Source organism: Pseudomonas sp. GL93 (assembly GCF_003408955.1).
Taxonomy (GTDB): domain Bacteria; phylum Pseudomonadota; class Gammaproteobacteria; order Pseudomonadales; family Pseudomonadaceae; genus Aquipseudomonas; species Aquipseudomonas paracarnis.
Genome location: NZ_NKRF01000135.1, coordinates 110,077 through 132,259, shown reverse-complemented (window position 1 = coordinate 132,259; position 22,183 = coordinate 110,077). Strand labels below are relative to the sequence as shown.

Annotated in this window: 10 protein-coding genes; 1 reads left to right on the top strand and 9 read right to left on the bottom strand. The window is 59.1% G+C overall.

Annotation, left to right across the window (positions count from 1 at the left end):
- Positions 1-189 precede the first annotated feature (189 nt).
- Positions 190-1,071, top strand: a complete 882-nt coding sequence (locus tag CER19_RS28190) for a hypothetical protein (protein ID WP_116668770.1) — start codon at positions 190-192, stop codon at positions 1,069-1,071.
- Between the two features lie 71 nt (positions 1,072-1,142).
- Here the strand turns inward: CER19_RS28190 and CER19_RS28185 are convergent, their stop codons facing one another.
- From CER19_RS28185 to CER19_RS28145, 9 genes are all read right to left on the bottom strand, one after another.
- Positions 1,143-1,568 (bottom strand): response regulator, encoded by a 426-nt coding sequence (locus CER19_RS28185; protein WP_116668769.1) that lies wholly within the window; start codon positions 1,566-1,568, stop codon positions 1,143-1,145.
- A gap of 32 nt (positions 1,569-1,600) precedes the next feature.
- Positions 1,601-2,806, bottom strand: a complete 1,206-nt coding sequence (locus CER19_RS28180; protein WP_116668768.1) for an EAL domain-containing protein — start codon at positions 2,804-2,806, stop codon at positions 1,601-1,603.
- 350 nt (positions 2,807-3,156) lie between these two features.
- Positions 3,157-6,798, bottom strand: coding sequence for an ATP-binding protein (locus CER19_RS28175; RefSeq protein ID WP_116668767.1), 3,642 nt, complete (start codon positions 6,796-6,798; stop codon positions 3,157-3,159).
- Positions 6,799-7,425 carry a response regulator transcription factor gene (locus tag CER19_RS28170; RefSeq protein ID WP_116668766.1) on the bottom strand — a complete coding sequence of 209 codons (627 nt, stop codon included), beginning with the start codon at positions 7,423-7,425 and terminating at the stop codon, positions 6,799-6,801.
- Between the two features lie 133 nt (positions 7,426-7,558).
- The gene (locus CER19_RS28165) at positions 7,559-8,728 is read right to left on the bottom strand and encodes an EAL domain-containing protein (protein ID WP_165861684.1); all 1,170 of its coding nucleotides are present in this window, start codon (positions 8,726-8,728) and stop codon (positions 7,559-7,561) included.
- A 70-nt stretch (positions 8,729-8,798) separates the two neighbouring features.
- Positions 8,799-9,953, bottom strand: coding sequence for an HlyD family type I secretion periplasmic adaptor subunit (locus CER19_RS28160; RefSeq protein WP_116668795.1), 1,155 nt, complete (start codon positions 9,951-9,953; stop codon positions 8,799-8,801).
- Between the two features lie 61 nt (positions 9,954-10,014).
- A complete protein-coding gene (locus tag CER19_RS28155) occupies positions 10,015-12,180 on the bottom strand; it encodes a type I secretion system permease/ATPase (RefSeq protein ID WP_116668764.1) in 2,166 nt (721 codons plus the stop codon).
- Positions 12,177-13,676: a TolC family outer membrane protein gene (locus tag CER19_RS28150; protein WP_116668763.1), complete on the bottom strand. Its 1,500-nt coding sequence runs from the start codon at positions 13,674-13,676 to the stop codon at positions 12,177-12,179. The genes CER19_RS28155 and CER19_RS28150 overlap by 4 nt, the downstream gene beginning before the upstream one ends.
- A gap of 59 nt (positions 13,677-13,735) precedes the next feature.
- Entirely contained in the window at positions 13,736-22,024 is an 8,289-nt protein-coding gene (locus tag CER19_RS28145) for an Ig-like domain-containing protein (RefSeq protein WP_116668762.1), read from the bottom strand.
- Positions 22,025-22,183: the final 159 nt, after the last annotated feature.

Below are 22,183 nucleotides of genomic sequence, written 5' to 3'. Positions count from 1 at the left end.
GCTTGCCCCCGATAGCAGTGTGTCATTCACAGCATCAGTGACTGATCCGGCGCTATCGGGGGCAAGCCCCCTCCCACATTTGGTTCACCTGCCTTCAGATTTGCATCAGGCTCGCGCAGGGCATTTTTCTTCTACGCTGAGTTACATCCCTATGCCCACCTACGGATTGCCCACGACAGGATCCCCTGAATGAAAACCCAACTGCCGCTATGCTTTGGTTTGATTGCTTGCCTGGGCCTGGCCGGGTGCCAGGAAAAAACCTCTCCCCCTACTGCCAGCCAGCCCGAGTGGCTCGCCGTGCCCGCCCTGCCCATCCTGCAAAGTGCAGTATTCAGCCTGGCTGATGCCCTCGCCCCACATAAAAACCCCTTGGCCATGGAACAGATCTGCGCCCTGGCCAAAGGCGAGACCCAGCAGGCAAACGTCAACCACTTCATCCAGCAGCAAGGCGGCAATGCACAAAGCATTCCCCCACAGGGCCACCCATTGTCGTTGCTGGTAAACGGTGACCGCCAGGCTCAGACCCGCGCCTGCGCGGCGTACCTGGCAATCAGCGTGCTGTCGCCCCTGAGCTTGAACGGCTTGCTGGTCGAGCAGGCAAGTGCCCCGCCTCAGGACAAGAACAAACCTGTAGAAAAACGTGAGCCTCAGATCGATCAGGCAAAACTGCTGGCAAGTCTGCCGAGCAAGTTGGCCATTGCACAAACCAACGCTGACTTTTTCGCGCTGATCGCCACCGAATTGCAACAGCGTCCAGGGCTCACGCTGGAACAATACCGTCAGTTATCCATGGAGATGTTCGTGGGCCTGGCAGCCGACTATCTGCTGCGTCTGAAAGAACAGACGCCCCCGCCCGGTACCGAATATAAAGTACTGAAGCTGGACGCGGACCAGTTCATGTTCGTCAGCAGTACCCGTACCCTGTTCGAGTATGATTTTTCTGGGTTGAAACTGCAGCAGAACGGCATGACCTGGTTTGGCGAGGGCAAGCTGTTGGGCAAGGATTACTTTTTGAAGGTGGCCTACCTTCCCAGCACCGCCAAACAGCTGAAGAACACACCAACGCCTTAGGGGCGTTGCGTGGGTTGAGCAGTAGAGCAACTTAGGGAGGTAAGCACGTAGCGAATGCGCGCGCCGCCCGTTCAGCGGGCAGGCGTGCGGAAAAAATACCGTGAAGGTGTCGGTCGTGCGGGGTCGATCTGGTCCATAAAACCTTTGATGGCAGCGGTATCCGGAACGCCCGGCAACTTTTTGATCACCCTTGCCGGCGGCTTTCCTTCGGCCTTTGGCTCCATCAGGGGCAGCCCTTCGTAAATCAACGCATGGTGTACACGCGGGCAATCATGGCAGAACGCTTCAAGGTCAAGCATGGCGCCACCGACAAATGCGCTGTTGATGAGCAACAAATCGAAGGGATCAATGGCATGGTCGATCATCGCCAGCAACTCCGCCAACGAAGAGACGGGCGCCACTCGATGGTAACCGCAGTGATTGAGCATCCGTTCGAGGTTCAAGCGCTGCAGGTGGACGTGATCGGCAATCAAGATGCGTAAAGAACGTGTGGGCATTTATATATCCTTCCAAACCAGCCAGCAGACCGTCAGACGCGCTTTCCAGAGGGCGCGCGCGCTCCCAGCCAAGTCAAAAAATCTTTTTCGGTCATGGGTTTTGCAAAAAAATAACCCTGCCCCTGCACACACCCAAGCTCCAGCAACTGTTGATATTGCTCTTGTTTTTCAATGCCCTCGACGACCACCGACATGCCCAGCGCCCTGCCCAACTCGAGCGTGCACTTGATCACCGCAACACATCTTGGGTCATGGCCCAGCCCCCGAACGAACTCGCGATCAAGCTTGATCTCGTTGAAGGGCAACTGGCACAAGCGCTGCAGGGAGGAAAACCCCACACCAAAATCATCGATGGATAACCGGCAACCCATCATGCGCAACCGCACAAGGCTTTCCAGGCAGGTGGCCGAGGCTTCGAGCAAACCGCTTTCAGTCAATTCAAATGTCAGACTGGAAGCCGGTAGCCCGAAGCTGCACAAGATGCCGCGGATGATGGAAACCAGTTCGGGATTGGAGAGCTGCACCGGTTCCAGGTTGAACGCAATATTCAATACTTGCCTACGACTCGAAGCCTCGCGGGCCAACGCCAGGCCGTGCCTGATCTGGCTGAACAGTAACTCATTGAGCAACCCGCAACTTTCAATGGCAGGCATGAACACCGCCGGAGAAACCACCCCTTGGGTCGGGTGGTTCCATCGTGTCAGCGCCTCGACGCCAATCACATCACCATTGAGCAAATTGACCTTGGGCTGGAAGTACGTTTCCATTTGTTTTTGATGCATGGCCGAGCGAACTTCGCCGGCTTGCGCCAGCTCCAAGGGCTTCAGGCTCATCGGCGCGACCCTGGGATCGCTCAAGTGTTTATGCAACAGCTCGTTCAAGGCTTCAGCGTGCAGCGGCTTGCCGAGGTCGCCCAATAGCGGCAGCCCCAGTAACGTCACCAATTGCCGAGCGGCCTGGCGTACGTCTCCCGAGAGGGAACTGCTGAGAATCACCGCGCCCACCAGGCCAACGCGAGCCACGCGTTGCAGGAACTCCAGGCCATCCATGCCTTCCATGCGCAGGTCACACACCACAATGTCCACCGGACCGACCCGTTGCAGGGTCTCCAGGGCCTGGGTGCCGTTGGAAGCACTGAACACATCCTGACAGCCAAGCTTCTTCAGCAGGTTGACGGCGACGGTTTGCTGGAACAGATGGTCCTCCAGCACCAGCACTCGCAGGGGCAACACTTGCATCACTGATTCTCCACAATTGGGTTGCAGCACGAACGCCCGATACGCCCTGATTGCTGGTGGTAGCCGATGCCCACTCAAACAAGGTTGATGGACCTCAACGCCCGCTCCCCAAGAGGGAGCAGGTGTATTCAGGTCATCCATGACGCACATTCATTAACGTTGCGGGTGCGTTGCTTGGGCAACGTCAATGAAAGATGGGGTCGCTCCCTAGCGGATTCGGTAGACGAGAGGTCATCTCTGTTCTTTGAGCCGAAATTATCCGGGGATTTTCCTGACCGAAATGTAGGAAATTTCCCGGAGAGCAATTTGGAACAGAGACCTCACGGTCCTGTCTCCGCACCCACAACCAGTCAGTCGACGGATTGGGCGATCCGTTGCGTCAACACCTGCGTCAGGGTGTCCATCGTTTGATGCAGCGCATCCACTGACTGGGTCAAACGTGCAGCATCGTGCCCGTCGCAATCTATCTGCAACTGTTCGCAACAGTGAATCAGGCGCTTTGCCTTGACGATGCGCGCGCCACCCTTGACCCGATGGGCCAGGTCGGCCAGCCCGGTCAGGTCGTTCTGGCTGAAGAGTTTGAGCAGTCGTACTTGATCCTCCTCGTTACTGCTGAGCAGGTCCTGCAACAAGCTGCGGATTGACGCCTGATCTCCATAGGTCAGTTGCTCGAGACTGACCAGGTCGATCTCGTCGTCCAAGTGCGTCACGTCATCGTTATCGGGCAACGGTTCAAATGACGACTCAACCCCCGACAAGCGTGCGGCCAGATCCTTCATGCTGATGGGTTTGAACAGGCAGTCATCCATGCCCGCAGCAAGACAGCGGTCGACCTCGTCGGGTTGCGCGTTGGCGGTGAAGCCAAGGATCAGACACGGCGGCTTGCCCGAAGCCGCCTCGTCGTCACGGATTGCCTTGGCCAGTTCATAACCATTCATCACTGGCATATTGCAGTCGGTGATCACCACATCAAAAGGATGGCTGCGCCAGGTGCGCAAGCCGTGGGCGCCATCCTGCTCGTCTTTGACGCTGTGCCCCAGATAGCTCAGTTGCTGCAGCAGCAGCAAGCGGTTGGCGGGGTAGTCATCAACTACCAGAATGCTCAACTCACTGGCAGGCAACAGCTCGGTTGGCTCAGGCTGGCTGAGGGGCAATGGGGCCAGGATGGGCAACGTCAACAGCACCTCGGTTTGCGTGCCCAGGCCCGGCACACTGCTCAGCTTCAATTCACCCTCCATCATCGTGCACAACGTTCGGCTGATGGACAGCCCCAGGCCCGATCCGCCGACCGTCAACTGACTGTGGGTGCCGACCTGGGTGAAGGGCGCAAACAGTTTCAACTGGTCTTCGGCACTGATGCCGATGCCGGTATCGCGTACGCGCAACTGAATACTCATCTGCTGATTTTCTTCGTCGAGTGTCGCCTTGACGCTGACCAGCACCTCGCCTTTTTCGGTAAATTTGATTGCATTGCTCAGCAGGTTTGCCAGCACCTGCTTGAACCGCATCGGATCGATCAACACATCACGGTTGGCGAGCTCATCGAACTCCAGAATCAGCGGCAGTTGCTTTAGCCGAGCGCTGGCGCCCTGCACCCGCACCACCTCCTCCACCATTTCCTTGAGGGCAGCCCTCTGAGGGGTCAAGGTCAAACGCCCGGATTCGATGCGCGCCACATCCAGAATGTCGCCAATCAGCTCCAGCAACGCACGTGCGGCGCTGGAGGCCACTTCAATGGCAAACCGGTCGAGAATGCCTTGATCAGCCTTTTTCATCGCCAATTCCAGCATCCCGACCACCGCGTTTATCGGCGTGCGCAGTTCATGGCTCATGGTTGCCAGGAACGTGGTCTTCGCCCGGTTGGCGCCATCGGCCTCGTGCTTGGCTTCCTTGAGTTCGCTGAGTAACCGCGCACGCTCACTGATATCGATCCACCCGGCAATGATCCCTTTGACTTCTCCGCTGCTATCGCAAAATGGCAGCACCCAGTGATAAGCGTCGATCGTCTGCCCGTTGGCCAGCACCAACTGACGGTCCTGAATCTGCTCCTGACCAGCCTCCATCACCTCGCGGTATTGCTGTTCGAACGTAAGGTTGTCCGTTGGCATGATGCCCACGTCAGCAGTGAGCACAGTGCCGATCACCTCCTCATCGGTACGCCCAACCGCTTTAAGGTAACGCGTATTGCACAGCAGCATTCGGGCCTGTCGGTCTCGAACGTAGATGGGGTGAGGCAAACTGTCGATCAGTACATGCAGGAAGTCCATCTGTTCCTTCAACGCATGTTCGGCAGCGGCACGTCGCTGAATCAGGCGGCGCAGGTAAATGATCCAGCCCGCCGCCGCGAGCAACAGGCCTATAGCCACTGCCAGCCACTTGAGAAAAGCCCGCTGGCTGGCCTGGGTACCGCGATTGTCCAGCATGACTTCGCCACGCCAGCGATCGGACAGGTCGTCGAGCTCTTCGCGGGAAAAACTGCGCAGTGTTTTGTCGAGGATGGAGTGAAGTTCAAAAGATCTGCGATCAGTCGCCAGTCGCAATTGAGCCGGGTGTTCACCACCCATCGTACGTGTGATGCGCAACCGGTCACGGTAGAACGTGGAGATCATATACCGCGAAGCCAGCAGGATGCTGAGCGTGGCATCCGCCTTGTTTTGTGCAACCAGCGCCATCTGGTCAGCACGGCTGCCGGCCTCCATCAGCGTAATGTCCGGGTAATTCTGGCGAACATAGGCGGCCCAATAGCTGCCGGGACTGACGACCAGGCGCTTGCCTGACATCTCTTCCAGGCTTTTGGGCTCTGCCTCGCCAACACGGCTGACGAATACATCTGGGTTGCTCATGTACGGCCGGGTATAGCGCAGTTCTCCCAGGCGCTGGTCATGCTGGAACGTGGGCGAAAAATCAGCCTTGCCTTTGCTCAACAGGTCAGCCTGCTCATCAAACGAGCCAGCACGAACCACCTCGAACTGTAGGTGGGTTCGCTGGCTGATTTTCTCCAACAGGTCGGCATTGAGGCCACGCAGCAGGTCATTCTGATCAAAAAAGGTCAATGGCGGGTTGCCATCAATCAACGCCACCCGCAGTTTAGGATGCTCTGCCAGCCATTGTTCCTCTTGCGGGGTAAAGCCAAGGTCAAAGCCCTCTCCGGCTGTGGAGCGCAACCTCCAGCGCCGCGCAATCGACTGCTTCTCGGCAGCGGGAATCGCGTTCAGCGCCTGATTGAGCACTCGCAGCAACTGCTTGTTGTCGGCATTCAAGACAAAACCGACACCGCTGACCTTTTTATCGGCTGATGGTCTCAGATGCAGATCGGTGTAGAAGTTTTGCCCAATCAGGTAGCTGGATGTGATCCCCGCGCCCACGAATGCATCCGCCTGACCAAAGGCAACCGCACTGATACCCTCCAGCGCCGAGGGGTAGAGTTCGATCTTTGCTTTTGGATAAAGCGCCCGGATAGCGGAAGGCTCAACGTAGTGTTTGGACATGGCCAGCCGCTCGCCGGCAAGGTCTTGCTGCACATCGCTGACCGAGCCGCGATTGGTTGCCAGCATCATCTGATCGAGGATGTAGGCACGCGACATGACTAACCCTGCTTGCGCGGCTTCATACTCCCGGGCCGAGCCCAGCAAGTCCAGCTCACCAGCCTTGAGTGCCTGCAGGGCCAGGTCCCTGTTGTCATAACGCCGGATCTGAACATCAACGCCTAACACAGCAGCCAGCAGCCCGACATAATCAGCCGTAACCCCCTCGAAATCGGCAGGGTCGGACGACACCACCAAGGGTGCTGGATCGCTGCGCGCTGTACCGATCACCAAGACCTTTTTAGTGCGTAGCCACCGCCAGTCATGGTTCTGCAGTTCAACGTCAAAATCAGCGGTAGGCTCGCGCCCCAGCAAGGTCAACGACTCAAAGGCCTGCGGGGCGGCATGGGACTGGCCGAGTACTCCCAAACAAAGAAAAAAAATGAAGTAACCCGACAGGCGCCTCATTCAGATCAGGTGATGACGTTTGGCAAAGTCGGCCAGATAGACCACGGACTTGACCTTGAGCTTTTCAATCAACCGAGTTTTATAGGTGCTGATCGTCTTGTTGCTCAACAACATAGCGTCACCGATCTCCTTGTTACTGTAACCACGGGCAAGCTGCTGCAGAATGGCAAGTTCGCGATTGGACAACTGCTGAATCAGCTCATGCTCAGGCGTCTGGTTATCGACCGGGCGCACCGAGCTGTTGGAGAGCACCGGAAAATAACTGAAGCCCTCGCGAATCACTTTGACTGCACGCATGAGTTCCTCAAGATCATCGCTTTTGGAGACATAACCGGACGCGCCGATGGTCATGCAGCGATGGGCATAAAAGGTCGCGTCCAGCGAGGTCAGCACGAGGATTCTGATCGGCAGGTCCAAGGCGCAGATGCGACTGATGACCTCCAAGCCGTCGAGCAGCGGCATCGAAATATCCAGCACGATCAAGTCCGGCACGTGCTTGCGAGCCAGGTAAACCGCCTCGACACCATTCTCGGCTTCGGCCACCACGTCCACCTGCCCGGCCTTGAGGAGCATTTTTACAGACGAGCGAATAAACGGATGGTCGTCGACGATTAATGCTTTCAACATACGAACCTCTTTTTCATCAGCATAAGGAACAGCATCTGCGAGACCGGCACGTCAAACTATTAAGGTAGCTCAGTTTCACGTCGACAAAACACAGGCCTGAAATATTTTAATGGCCTGACTGCGCCAGCAAGCCCTACCCGTTTTGGTAGCGCTCCAACCAAGCGCAAAAGTCAGCACCGGGCATGGGCACCGCCAAGTGAAAACCCTGGCCAAAATGACAGCCCAGGTCAATTAGTGTATCGAGCGCCGGTTGGCTGCCAACCCCCTCGATAATCAGGTCCATCTGCAATGCTCGGGTCAGCGCGAGACTGCTGGCGACGACGGCCCGGTTACCCGGGTTGGCAAGGTCCTGAACGAACACGCCGTCGAGCTTGATCTGGTTGAAGGGCAGCTGTGCCAGCAACCGTAGGGAGGAAAAACCCAGGCCAAAGTCATCGATCGACAACCCACACCCTGCCTCGCGCAAGCGCAGAAGGTTTGCCAATGCCGATGCCGGTAGGTCCAGCAGGCTGCTTTCAGCGACTTCGAATGTCAGGCCCGAACCTGGCAGGTCATACCCTTGCAAGCATTGAATAATGTAGTCAACCAAGTCATTTCGAACCAGTTGGGAGGCTGTCAGGTTGAACGCCATTCCCAGGTCAATACCTTGCGCGCGCAACTGCAGCAGCAATGCAATACCCTGGTCGAGCAGTTGCTTGAGCATCTCATCAATCAAGTCATAGGCCAGTACGGCGCCTAACAGATCACGGGGCAGCAACATCCCCCGTGTGGGGTGACGCCAGCGTACCAGCGCTTCAACGCCAAACAGCCGACGCTCGACAAGATCGAATTTTGGTTGGTACCAGGCCTCGAATGCCCCCATCGCCAAACCGTGTCGCACCTGGTCTTCAGGGATCAGTTCAGGTACCGACAGGTCGGGCGCCGTCAAGACATGATGGCGCAGCTTGAAATTTTCCAATAACCGCTGCAAATCCTGCATGTCCAGAGGCTTGTCCAGAATGCCCAACAACTTCAGGCCCGACAGCGTCTTCATCTGCTTCACGGTGCGATAAAGATCAGCCTGCAACTCGCTGTAGGCTACCAATGTCTGGACGTTTCCCAACTCGCCGGCCACTTTCAGGAACGCAGAGTGGTTGATCGAACCGTCGGCCAGGTCGAAAAAAACGATATCGACCTTGGGCAGCTGTTTCAGCAGGCCAATAGCCTGCTCGGCATCGCTGGCCGATAGCACATTGCCAACCCCCAGATTGCCGAGGGCCTTGACCAGCACGGCACGCTGGAACGCATGATGTTCAATGACCACAACACAATCAGGAAACATATTCTTCAACCGATTCGACTTTAAAGGAGAGGTTTGAATAGCCACGTCAGGCTCAGCGTTCCCGCATGGCCTCCTGGGCCTTGTTGAACGGCTTGATCAGATATTCCAGCACGGTCTTGGAGCCGGTCTTGATGTCCACCGTTGCGATCATCCCCGGCACAATGGCGAAGCGCTCACCGGCCTTGTTGGTCAGCACGTTGGAGTCCGTCTGGATGAACACTCGGTAGTAGTAGTTCTCCGGCTTGACCTTGTCCTGGATGGTGTCCGGAGAAATCGTCACCACCTTGCCGTCCAGCCCGCCATAGATCGAATAGTCATACGCGGTGAGTTTCACCTTGGCGGCCTGGTCCGGGTGGATGAAGGCGATATCCCTGGGTGAAATGCGCGTCTCGATGAGCAACTGATCATCCAGCGGCACGATCTGCATCAACTTGCCGTTAGGCGAAATGACACCGCCAATGGTCGTCACCTCGATGCCCTTGACGATGCCGCGAACCGGCGACAGGACGGTCAGGCGCGTCAACGAATCTTCCCGCCCACGAATCACCGAACTCAACGAACTGACCTCGGAGCGCGCCTTGGCCAACTCCTCCCCCGCCTGCACCTGATAGGAAGAACGCAGTTCAGTAGCCTTGAGTTGCAACTCACTGCGCTGACGCTGCAGGCGAATCACTTCGACGTTGCTGGCAGCGCCGGTCTTGGCCAGTGACTGAGTGATTTTCAGCTCACGGTCGACCAACCTGAGCGAATCGTTCACCCCAGCCAGGGATTCCTTGAGCCGGCTGATACGCTCCTGATGCAGCCTGGTTTCGCGTTTGATCAGCTCGGGGTAGGCCTGCAGTTCGTCAGGAAAACTCAGTGGTTTACCGTCCACCTCCGCCTGCAACCGTGTGGCGCTGGCCAGGACAGCCCGGTAGCGCGCAGCACTCTCCTCGACATTCGATTCGGATTTCGTCGGGTCGAGCTGGGCCAACACCTGCCCCTGCTCCACCAGGTCACCTTCGGCAACGTTAAGCTCTGCCAGGATGCCGCCTTCCAGTGATTGAATGACTTGCTCATGGGAACTGGGAATTACCTTGCCGTCGCCCTTGGACACTTCATCGAGCCGCCCCAGCCACGCCCAGGTGCCCAGGATCAGCACGATCAACACCAGGCTGCCGATGATCCGCGTCGAGCGATGCAGCGCAGCGTCATCGGCCGGGTCCATGGCCTCCAGTGGTTTTCTATTGCGTATATAGGCACGTAACCGCGCCAGTTTTTCGTGAACATCAGCCATGCTGAGGCGCTCCATTGGAATGAGTGGCGCTGAGTCGACGGATCGCTTCCTCCTTGGGTTCATCCAGCACGATTTTGCCGTCATCGACGACGATGATTCGCTCGACCAACTCCAACAACGCCAGGCGGTGGGTGGCAATCAGCAAGGTCTTGCCCTGGGCCCATTGGTCGAGGTTTTGCAGAAACAGGCGCTCTGCCCCTTCATCCAGTGAAGAGGTCGGTTCGTCCAGCAACAGCACGTTGGGTTGGCGCAACAACAGGCGAGCCAGCAACAGCGATTGTTTCTGGCCGCCGGAGAGCCCAAGCCCTCCTTCCAGAATCAAATGATCCAGGCCCGTCGGCAGCTTTTTGATAAACCCATCGGCGCCGGTCAGGGCCAGTGCCGAGAGCATTTCCTGGTCAGCGGCCAACGGCGCGCCCAGTTTCAGGTTCTCGCGGATGGTGCCGTGGAACAGGTGCGAGTCCTGGGTCAACAAGGCCACATCCCGGCGCACGTCTGCCGGGTCCAGGTGTTGCAACGCCACGCCATCGAGGCTGACCAGGCCAGAGCGTGAATCCACGCCCCCGACCAACGCCTGCAGCAGCGTGGACTTACCTGCGCCGTTGCGGCCCAGCACGGCAATACGTTCGCCGGCCCGAATCTTCAGTTGGCTGACTTGCAGCACCGGGCTGTCGTCGCCATAGGCGAATACCGCCTGGTCCAGCACATAGTCACCGTACAGGTGGGCACGGTGGACTTTGTGGCTGTGTTCGGGGTGGTCGGTGGGCAACTGCATCAGTTTGTCCAAGCCAGCCAGGGCGGTCTTGGCCTGCTGCCAGCGAATGATCACCTGGGTCAATTGCGCCATCGGCGCCATCATGCGTGAGCCGAGGATCGATGCCGCCACCAGTGCGCCGGTGGTCAGGTCACCGGCCATCACCATCGGCGCGCCGAAGAAAATCACCACGGCAAACACCAGGGTCTGCATCGATTGCGACCAGTACTGCAAGCGATGGGTCAAGGCCTTGAGCCGCAGGTTCGCCGAGGCGGTGGTTGCGTTGTAGTGGTTCCAGCTCAGCTGGAATTTCTGCTCGGCTTGCAGCGCCTTGACGTCCTCCATGCCCTGGATGGTTTCCACCAGCAAGGCATTGCGCAGGCTGGATTCGCGCAACGCTTCATTGGCCAGACGCCCCAACTTGGCCTGGCACAACAGACCCGGGGTGACCATCAACACCAGCGCGCACAGCGGCACCAGCACCAGCGGGCCGACCAGCAGCCAGAATACGCCGAGGAACAGCAGGAAAAACGGCAAGTCCGCCAGCGCCGTGATGGTGCTGGAGGTGATCAGCTCGCGAATCTGTTCCAGCTCGCGAACCTGGGAAATGAAGGTACCAGTGGAGCGCGGCCGGGCCGAGTTGCGCAACCGGATGGCGTGGCCAAAGACCCTGTCCGACAGGCGCGTGTCCGCACGCTTGCCCAGCAGGTCGGTGACATGGGAACGGGCGTTGCGGATGGTGAAATCAATACCGGCTGCCAGCAGTACCCCGATAAACAGGACGTACAAGGTCGGCATGGAACCGGCAGGAATCACCCGGTCGTAGGTCTGCATGGAAAACAGCACCCCGGCCAACCCCATCAGGTTGGCAACCAGCGAGGCGAACAGCACATAGCGATAGGACTTCAAGTCCTGCAGGACGATGCCCTTGAACCAGTTTTTGTCATACGGCTTGATGTAGTCGTCCACTCGCACGTCGGCGCGATTACCCACCGGGCGCAGCAGGATGACCCGGCGGCACTGCTCCAGCAGTTCCTGACGCGACAACACCGTGGCCAGGCCATGGTCGCCGCTGAGCCGCACTTGCAGCAGGTCTTCGGCGCGCAAGCCTTCGATCAGCGCCAACTGGCCGTCGGCCAATTGCACCAGCAACGGTAAACGCCATTGAGTCAGGTCTTCGGCCTGTAACTCGTCATCAATCTTGACCGACAGTCCCAAGTGCTTGGCAATGGCGTACAGCTGGTCATCGGAATGTGCACTGCCCTGCCAGGCGGCGGCCAGCCGCGCATCCTCGGGGGAGAAGCTCAGGTTGTAATGACCAGCAACGAGCAACAACATTTCCAGCCAGGGCGGGGAAACAGATGGCTGGCTGGCTTGCAGGGGTTCTTGGGCACGGCGGCTCATGGCAAACGCTCACGATAAGTGGCGTCGTTGGCAGCACCAAACGCCTGACTGAGATGGCCTGCGCTATACAGGCAGTTGATCTGTAACCGACGCAGGCTATTGAGCGTGGTCTGCTGCTCGACCCGCGACAAATAGGCCTCTTGCTCGGCATTGAGCAGGTCCAGCAAGGGCCGGGTGCCCAACTCAAGGTATTGCTGGCGGTAGAGCACGCGAGTTTCATTGATCGTGCTTTCGCGCACGGTTTGGGCACCCAGGCTGGCATGCAACTTCAGCACCTGGCTTTGCGACTGCTGCATTTCCTGGCGCGCGCGCAAACGAGCGGTATCAAGGCCGGCCTGGGAGGACGCCAGGGCCCGCTCGCTGGCCGCTTTGCCGGCCTGGATCGCGTTACCTTGATAGATCGGCATGCTCGCATTGAGGAAGACGCTGTAGCGGCTGCGGTCCTGGTCCGTTCCAGGGCTGCCATCCAGCTGTTGGCTGAATGTCGGCTCCAGGGACAGGGTCGGTAGCCCGGCAGCCTTGGCGGCGCTCACTTCGGCCTCGGCCCGGGCCACCCGCGCTTGGGCGGACTGCACCTCAGGGTTGTCCTGCATCTTGGCATCGACCTGCTGGCACGACTGCTCCAGTTCCCGCGGGAAATGGTCGGACACGCCCTCGACCCGAGGTTGCCCGATCAGGTTCGACAATGTGGCGAACGTGCGCGCCAGGCTGGCTTGATGCTGGAAGCCCGTGACCTTGGCGGCTTCAATACGCGACATGGTTTGCACATAGTCCGAACGGGTACTGGCGCCCATGTCCAGACGCTGGCGCGCCAGGTCGGAGACTTTTTCCAGGCTGTCGATCTGGTCCTGGGTGATCGCGATCAACCGCTGGTAATACTGGCCGTCAAGAAAGGCCAGTGCGGTATTCAGGGCAACCTGTTCGATGCTCAGGCGTACGTCTGCCTCGCGCTCGGTGACACCGGCCTGGCTGGCCTCGACGGCGCTGGACACCTTGCCGAAGTCATACAGCATCTGCGAGGCACTGACGTCGAAGACCTGGGCACTGTGACTGCCAGGCACACCACTTTGGTAGCCGCTGCGCACGCCACCGCTGATCCTGGGGTAATAGCCGGCCTGCGCCACTTCTACCCGCTGCACTTGTTCATTGACCCCTTCCCGCGCCCGCAGGATATCCGGGTACGAGGTTATGGCCTGGCGCACGGCCGCACGCATATCCAGCGCCGCGGTGCCCGCAGTGGCCAAATTGCTCACGCTCAGTTGGGGAGCGGAAGGTGGAAGAAACTGCCCGGCTTCAATCAATGAAACCAAGGATGGCGCGGGCACCGTTTCTTGCACTTGACTGTTCTTGATCGGTTGCACGGTAGGCGCAACCTGATCTTGGGGTTGGCCATGCACAGAAGGTGCATTGACCTGCCCGGCCACACTGCCCGAACTGAACGATAAGGCTATCGTCAGGCAGGCAATATCACGCCGGGGATGGAATATCCGGAACATAATTGACACTCAGGGAAAATAACCCTGGGCCATACGGCCCAGGGCTCTGTCATTACGACTTAAACGACGGAAACACCACTCTCGACCCAGAGGTCTTTCTTCGACGTTTCATCGATGTAGTGCACATACTCATGGCCATCCAGCGGCGCCTTGACGCCATCGGGTTTCCACGAATCCGGCAAGTCCAGGGTCGAGGCAGATGTCGACTTCGACACCGTGCCATCGGCTTGCAAGATGTCGTTCAAGGTCACCGTCAACGCAGGCTTGGCCGGATCGTCCTTGGCTTGCAGGCTGACCAGCTTGTTGACGTCCAGGTTTGGCCCCTGGCCCAGGTTGAACGACGGCAGTGCAGTGTCGCTGTCGACGTCTGCCTCCACCTGGCTTTCCGGCTGAGCGAGTTGCGCCGCCAGATCAGGCGCGGGGGCCACACTGGTCGACACCTCGTTGAGCTCAGTGACGAGCTTGGAGTCGGCAATCTTCACCGCCAGGGTGGAGGTCACCGTCTCGCCGTTCGTGTGCCGTACCTGATACGAGAAGGTCTCGACTTCATTCAGACCCGTCAGGCTGAGTTTTGGCGTGTAGGTGTAGTCACCGTTCGCCGCGACTTTCAAATCACCGTATTTACCGGCAATGGTTTCCTGATTGATCGAAGGCACCGATTTGCCATCGACGCTGACGATGCTGGCATCATCACTGTCGATCAAATCACCCGAGACGGAATACGCCTTGATATCAATTTGGAAGGTCGAGGTGAGAATGGCTCCCCCAGCAGTCCTGGCCTCATACGAGAACGTCTCGGTCTGGTCCGAAGGGGTGGCATTGCTGTTCTGCCTGTAGGTGGCTTGACCATCGGCACCGATGCTCAGGTCACCAAACTGGCCTTTGACCACCGTGCGCACTTCATTGGCAAGTGTCGTGTCGTTGACCTTCAACAACGTTGCGCCTGCCGGCAGAATCAAGTCACTCTTTATCGCACTGTTGGCAAAACCACCAATGAACGAGGTATGAACAATGCTGGTGGTGTAGGTTTTGGCCCCGACCCCCAAAATGTCAAAGTTATTGACCGTCACCCGGTACTCACCCGGCATTTCGTAGGCCAGGGAAATACCCGACTTGGTCGCAAGGATCGGCAGAACCGACAGGTTGCCCAGCCCGCCTGCGCTGCTGCTGCGCACGTCAACCCACTTACCATCGATCAACTTCTCCAGCTTCACGCCATTGAAGTTGCCCACATCAACGTTTACCGGTGCCGAGCTATTGACCGTAATGTCGACCTTTTCACTGTCACTGACAATGAAGTGATAAGTGGCTGAAGTCGGCAAGAGATCCCCGCCACCCAACGTATTAGAGAACCAGTTAAGAACGCTGTTGACGCCCGAGCTGACCGGTGTGACGAAGGTAGAGGATTTGTTCTGCTCCAGATTGGCGATGTTTGGATCAATAAACTGGCTGACGGTGACCTCATTGTGTTCCGCCACCAATTGATAAGGCGCCGTTACCGACACTGAACCTGTGGAGGTGGACTGGTTATCCAGGGACGCTGAAGTCACCTGCAACACTGTCCCGCCCATCTGTGCTTTTACCGGCACCTCATAGTTGCCGTCGGCATCGACAGGTTGTTCGCCCAGGGTCTCGCTTGCGGCATTTTTTACCACTACCTTGGTATTGGGGGTGGCCTTGCCGGAGACAAGTTTGCCATCGGCACTGATCATCGCGCTCAGCGGCGCCGGGATTGCCTCGCCTGCTACCTGAGGTGCAATCAGTTCGGTTGGCAGCGACTCCTTGCCTGCCAATTCAGCCACCACCGAAACCTTGCTGCCCGCAGGCTGCTTGGTAATGGTTGCGGCGAACGTACCGTCCTCGCCAGCCACGATTGGCCCGGCCAGCAACTGGCCGTTGGCGTCCTTGACCGACACACTCGCACCCGGCAGGGTCTTACCGGTGATCTGGGTGCCAGCGGCATCCAGGTGAGCTTCCGGTTGTGCAGGTCGATCAACCTCAGTGACCGGTGTTTTCACATAGGCCGGCGCGGACTCCACGCCCTGCCCTTGTGCCGTCACCGCCAGGGTGGTGCCGTTGGGCTGTTTCGGGATGTTGACCACAAAGGTGCCATCCTGCTGGACAACCCCGGAACCGATCTCTTTGCCCTGGGCATCCTTGACGCGGATGGTTTCGCCCGTGTTGCCCTTGCCCGTCACCTGGGTGCCGGCTTCGTCGACTTGCACCTCTGTCGGCGTATTGGAGGCAATGTGCGGCGTCATGACCGATTCAGAAGCCGACACCTTGTCGTTGTTCTGCAACGCGACGTTCAACAGCTGACCGCCCGGCTGTACGGGGATAGTGACCTCAAAAGTGCCGTCCGGCCCGACGATGCCCTTGGCGATCACGGTTGTGTCGTCCGCCGCTTTGATCAATACGATGGTGTTCGGCGCACCCTTGCCCTGCACCTTGGTGCCGGTGGCGTCCACACTCACATCGAAAGGCTTGGCTGGCGTGTCTTCGGCGCTCAGGGGTACCAGCAACAGCGCAGGCTCCGACACCTTGTCACCCTTGACCGCACTGATGGCAAGCCTGTCACCGCCATTCTGCGCGGGGATATTGGCCGAAAACATACCGTCAGGCCCAGCTGCGAACGTGCCCAGATCCTGTTGGGTCTCGAGGTTGACGATCTTGACCGTTTCACCTGGCTTGACCTTGCCCAACACGCGAGTGCCGCTGGGGTTGATATTCAGGTCGGTAGGTGGCAATGGCAGGTCCGCATCGATAAGCGGCGCCACGACAGAAACGCTTGGCGATGCCTTCCCCTCGTCGTAGGCCGTCACGCTCAAGATGGCGCCGGTCTTCTGAGGAGTGCTCAAGGCAATCTCGACAGAACCGGTCTTGTTGACCACGCCACTGCCCAGCTCCTTGCCGCTGGCATCCATGACCTTGATGATTTCGCCCGGCTTGCCCTTGACCGTTACCGCGCTGCCGGTGTCATTGATCACCGCGTCACGGGGCGCCAGCACAGGCACCGACAGGGTGGCAGGCGCCGACTCCAGGCTGCCCAGGCTGACCGTCGCCTTGAGGTCTTCACCGCTTGCGCCGGAAGGCAACAGCACACTGCCCTTGCCATTTGCATCCAGAGGCACACGAACGATTGTGCCGTCCGGGGTGTTGATTTGCACAACAGCGTTGGGCTTACCTTCTACGCTCACCTGCCCGGTGACCGCATCGACAGCACCGAACACCGGCGCCAGCAACGGCACCTCGAGCGTCGCGGCCTGCGACGTAATACCTGCCGCTTGGGCAACCACGCCCACTTCCCCACCGCCCAGAGCCTGGGGCAGCTTGATCACGGCCTGGCCTTGTGCGTCCAGCTGTACCGGCGCACCAACCGGGTTGCCGCCTTTGTCCTGCAACTGAACAGTAGCGTTCGGTTTGCCAGTGACCGACAACTCAGCTTTGGTCGCATCAAATGCCAGGGTTGGCGCAAGCAGCGGAACCACCAGGGCATCGCTGACAGGCGACTTGGCCTCCTTGAAGGTTTGAACCGCCTGCAGAGTCTCTGCGCCAAGGGAGACCGGGATCGAGATCACGCCTTTGCCTTGGGCATCCAACGTCACAGGTGACCCCACCGGCTTGCCGTCCTTGTCCTGCAACTGCACGCTGGCGCCCGCTTTGCCTTCGACCGCCGTCAGGCCGTTTTTTGGATCAACCGGGCCCAACACCACTTTGAGCAAAGGAATGGCAGTCTGTACCGTCGCCGATTCTTCCTGCCCATCCTTGATGGTTACGCTAACCGACTCTCCACGCAATGCCGGAGAAAGGACCAGATTGCCCTTGCCATCATTGCCCAATGTGAGGCGTTCAACCACTTCACCCGCAGCGTTCTTGACCTCTACCTGCCCACCCGGCATACCGACGATTTCCAGGGCGGTGCCGTCTTCGTTGAAAGTCAATTTCGGCTCGAACAGCGGAACCTCAATCGATGGGGCCTTTTCTGAGCGCTTGGCCGGCTTGGCCGGTTCGACCGTTTGCAGCGCCGGGTTGTCAAACTGTGCGTCAAGCGCACCCGTGCGGCTGGTGGTAGCAGCGTCTTCCTGGCTGGCGGTGATGCTTTGCCCGCTGGCGTTGAAGGGTAGCGTTACCGTTGCCTTACCGTCCGGATCGAAAACACCTCGAACGTAGACCTCGCCTGTTACGTCGTTAAATACCTGGAACACGGCCCCAGGTTTACCATCCAGGGTGACACTTCGCGTTCCTCCGTCAACCTGACCCAGTATCGGTGTCAGCATAGGTACCGCCACGCCGGAAGGGCCGGACTCGACACTGTCGACCAATTGGGTGACGGTCAGATCCAGGTTGCTCAATTGCGGGCGCAATGGGATCTGGCCTTCGCCTTGGTCATTCAGGGTCACGGGGTTGCCTATCGGCAGGCCAGTGCTGTCTTTCAACTGCACGGTCGCGTTCGGCTTGCCTTGAACATTCACTAGATTGTTCGCGTCATCGACAGCGCCCACAACCGGCGCAAGCACTGGCGCCAACACGGTGTTGCTGACGGGCGATTGCACAGTGCCCGAGGTTTGAACGGCCTGCAGATTTTCGCCGCTGGCTTCCTTGGGCAGCGTGATCAGGAACTGGCCCTGCTCATCCAGGATCACTGGCGCGCCGATCGGTGCTCCTTCGCTGTCCTGCAATTGCACGCTAGCACCCGGCTTACCGGTAACCAGCAGTTGGCCGGAGGCGTTGACATCACCCAGTTCGGGTTTCAACAACGGCGCGGTCAGCGCGGTGGTGGGTGGTGACTCGATGTTGTCCACGGTCTGGGTGACCGCCACAGGCTGCTCGCTCAGGGTCGTCGGCACTTGCAGTGAGCCCTGGCCTTGCGCGTCCAGCGTGACTGGCGTACCCACGGTGCTGCCTGTGCTGTCCTTCAACTGCACGGTGGCACCCGGTTTCCCCTGCACCAGGAGGGTGCCTTCCGGATCGATTGTGCCCACGACGGGGGTCAATACGGGGACGGTCAGCAAGTCGCTGGCGGGCGATGTGGCTGTACCCGACGTTTGCACGGCCTTCACGCTTTCGCCTGAGGTGTTTGCAGGCAACGTCAGCACGCCTTCGCCCTCGTCACTCAGGACGATTGGAGTACCGATCGGTTGGCCAGTGCTGTCTTGCAACTGCACGGTGGCACCTGGTTTGCCGGTAACCGTCAACCCGCCGGTTGCGGCGTTGACATCACCCAGCTCTGGCTTCAACAACGGCACGCTCTGTGGAGCGGTGGCCTGGGACTCGTTGTTGTTCACGGTCTGGGTGACCGCCACAGGCTGCTCGCTCAGGGTGGTCGGGATTTGCAACGTGCCTTTGCCGTCGGCGTCCAGGGTGACCGGAGTACCCACGGTTTTGCCCGTGCTGTCTTTCAACTGCACGGTCGCGCCTGGTTTGCCCGTCACTTCGAGGATGCCGGTTTGCGGGTCGATTGTGCCCACGGTAGGGGTCAATGTGGGGATGGCCAGCGTTGGGCTGGTCGGCGATGTGATGGTGTCCGACGTCTGCACAGCCTGCACGCTTTCGCCAGCGGTGTTTGCAGGCAGCGTCAACGTGCCGTTGCCCTGGGTGTCCAGGACGACAGGATTACCAATCGGGGCGCCCGTACTGTCTTGCAGCTGAACGCTGGCCCCTGGCTTGCCGATGACCGGCAACAGACCGGTGGCAGGATCGACAGGACCCAACTGCGGTGCCAGCAACGGCACGTCAAGGTTGGTTGTGAGCGGCGGGTTGGTGCCGTCATTGAGCACCACGCCGACCTTTTGGTCACTGGCATTGCCAGGCAGTGTGAGAGTGCCCTCGCCTTTATCGTCCAAAGTGACTGGTTTGCCAATTGGCTTGCCGTTTGCGTCCTGCGCCTGCACGGTCGCGCCTGGCTTGCCTGTGACTACTACGTTGCCGGTGGCTGGATCGACAGTGCCCAACTGCGGAGCCAGCAACGGTACTTCGACGTTGGTCGTGAGCGGTGGGTTGATGCCGTCATCGAGCGCCACGCCGACCTGTTGGCCGCTAGTGTTGCCTGGCAGCGTTATGGTGCCCTGACCTTTGTCGTCCAGAGTGACTGGGTTGCCAATCGGGCTGCCGTTCTGGTCTTGCGCCTGCACGGTCGCGCCTGGCTTGCCGGTGACCACTACATTGCCGGTGGCTGGATCGATAGGGCCCAATTGTGGTGCCAGCAGCGGTACGTCAACGTTGGTCGTGAGCGGTGGGTTGATGCCGTCATCGAGCGCCACGCCGACTTGTTGGCCGCTGGTGTTGCCTGGCAGCGTTATGGTGCCCTGGCCTTTGTCGTCCAGGGTGACTGGGTTGCCAATTGGCTTGCCGCTTGCGTCCTGCGCCTGCACGGTCGCGCCTGGCTTGCCGGTGACTACTACGTTGCCGGTGGCTGGATCGATAGGGCCCAATTGTGGTGCCAGCAGCGGTACGTCAACGTTGGTCGTGAGCGGTGGGTTGATGCCGTCATCGAGCGCCACGCCGACTTGTTGGCCGCTGGTGTTGCCTGGCAGCGTTATGGTGCCCTGGCCTTTGTCATCCAGGGTGACTGGGTTGCCAATTGGCTTGCCGCTTGCGTCCTGCGCCTGCACGGTCGCGCCTGGCTTGCCGGTGACTACTACGTTGCCAGTGGCTGGATCGATAGGGCCCAATTGTGGTGCCAGCAGCGGTACGTCAACGTTGGTGGCCGGCGACTGCGTGTCACCATCCTTGACCACCACACCGACCTGCTGGCCGCTGGTGTTGCCTGGCAGCGTTACGGTGCCCTGGCCTTTGTCGTCCAGAGTGACTGGGTTGCCAATTGGCTTGCCGCTTGCGTCCTGCGCCTGCACGGTTGCGCCCGGCTTGCCGGTGACTACTACGTTGCCGGTGGCTGGATCGATAGGGCCCAATTGTGGTGCCAGCAACGGTACGTCAACGTTGGTGGCCGGCGACTGCGTGTCACCATCCTTGACCACCACACCGACCTGCTGGCCGCTGGTGTTGCCCGGCAGGGTCACGGTGCCCTGGCCTTTGTCGTCCAGAGTGACTGGGTTGCCAATCGGGTTGCCGTTTTGGTCTTGCACCTGCACGGTCGCACCCGGCTTGCCGGTAACCGCCACATTGCCGGTCTCAGGATCGACAGTGCCCAACTGCGGTGCCAACAGCGGCACATCAACGTTGGTGGCAGGCGACTGGGTGTCACCGTCCTTGACCACCACACCGACCTGCTGGCCGCTGGTGTTGCCCGGCAGCGTTACGGTGCCCTGACCGTTGTCGTCCAAAGTGACTGGGTTGCCAATCGGGTTGCCTTTCTGGTCTTGCCCCTGCCCGGCCGCCCCCGGGTTGCCGGCCACCGCCACATTGCCGGTCTCAGGATCGACAGTGCCCAACTGCGGTGCCAACAGCGGCACATCAACGTTGGTGGCAGGCGACTGGGTGTCACCGTCCTTGACCACCACACCGACCTGCTGGCCGCTGGTGTTGCCCGGCAGCGTTACGGTGCCCTGACCGTTGTCGTCCAGAGTGACTGGGTTGCCAATCGGGTTGCCGTTCTGGTCCTGCACCTGCACGGTCGCGCCCGGTTTGCCGGTCACCGGCAATTCCCCGGTGTCGGGATTTAGCGTGCCCAGTGTCGGCTTCATCAGCGGCAGGGTGAGTGCTACGGAAGGATCAGACTGAAGGCCATTCTCCGTCTGAGTCGTGGTAATAGTTTGATGGCTGGCGCTTGAAGGTAGCTCGACCTGTACACGGCCATCATTACCCAGCGTGCCGGAGGCAAGTACCTGACCACCCTCCCCCTTGACCTCAAATGCAGCGCCAGGGCGGCCCTGGATAGCGAGCTTGTTGGCCTGGGTATCGAAACTGATCACGGGCGCAGACGGTTTGGTAGCGCTGACAGCAGCATCTGCGTTTGCGCCACCACCGCCACCACTGCCGCCACTGTGAGTCGCCAACGCCACCACGCCGCCGAGCCCAAGTGCACCAATGAGCCACATGAAGGTGTTGTCACCGTCCTCCACAAGCAGCTCATCTACATTGGAAATCTCTTTTAAAGAAAGTGATGCCTGGCTTGGCTCATAAGTCGCGTGCCAGAATTTCCCTTCGTTTTCCAACACCAACTCATTGTGCAGACCGTCAGCCGCCACAACAAAAAAGCCCTTGAGCACAACCTGCTCACCGGACTTCAACACGATGACCAAATCGTCGCCAGCCCGGGAAGCAGACTTCAGCGTTTCAGGATTCAACGAAATCTTTACGATACTGGGGCTGCCAACGGTGGTGGAATTACCCGTTGCCTGCTCTACCAGTTTTCCAGATTTGATATCTATCAAACTAACCTGCGCCATACGTGCTTTCGCTCCAAATATGAGAAATCCGACTGAGCGCCCTTCAAACAACGTCGAGGGCTAGTCAGCCAAACCAATAACGTCCGGTCACACATGCGGTGTTCGGACATTTACCGGCGCACATACTCGTGAGAAATTTCCCACCAATATGTAGGACAT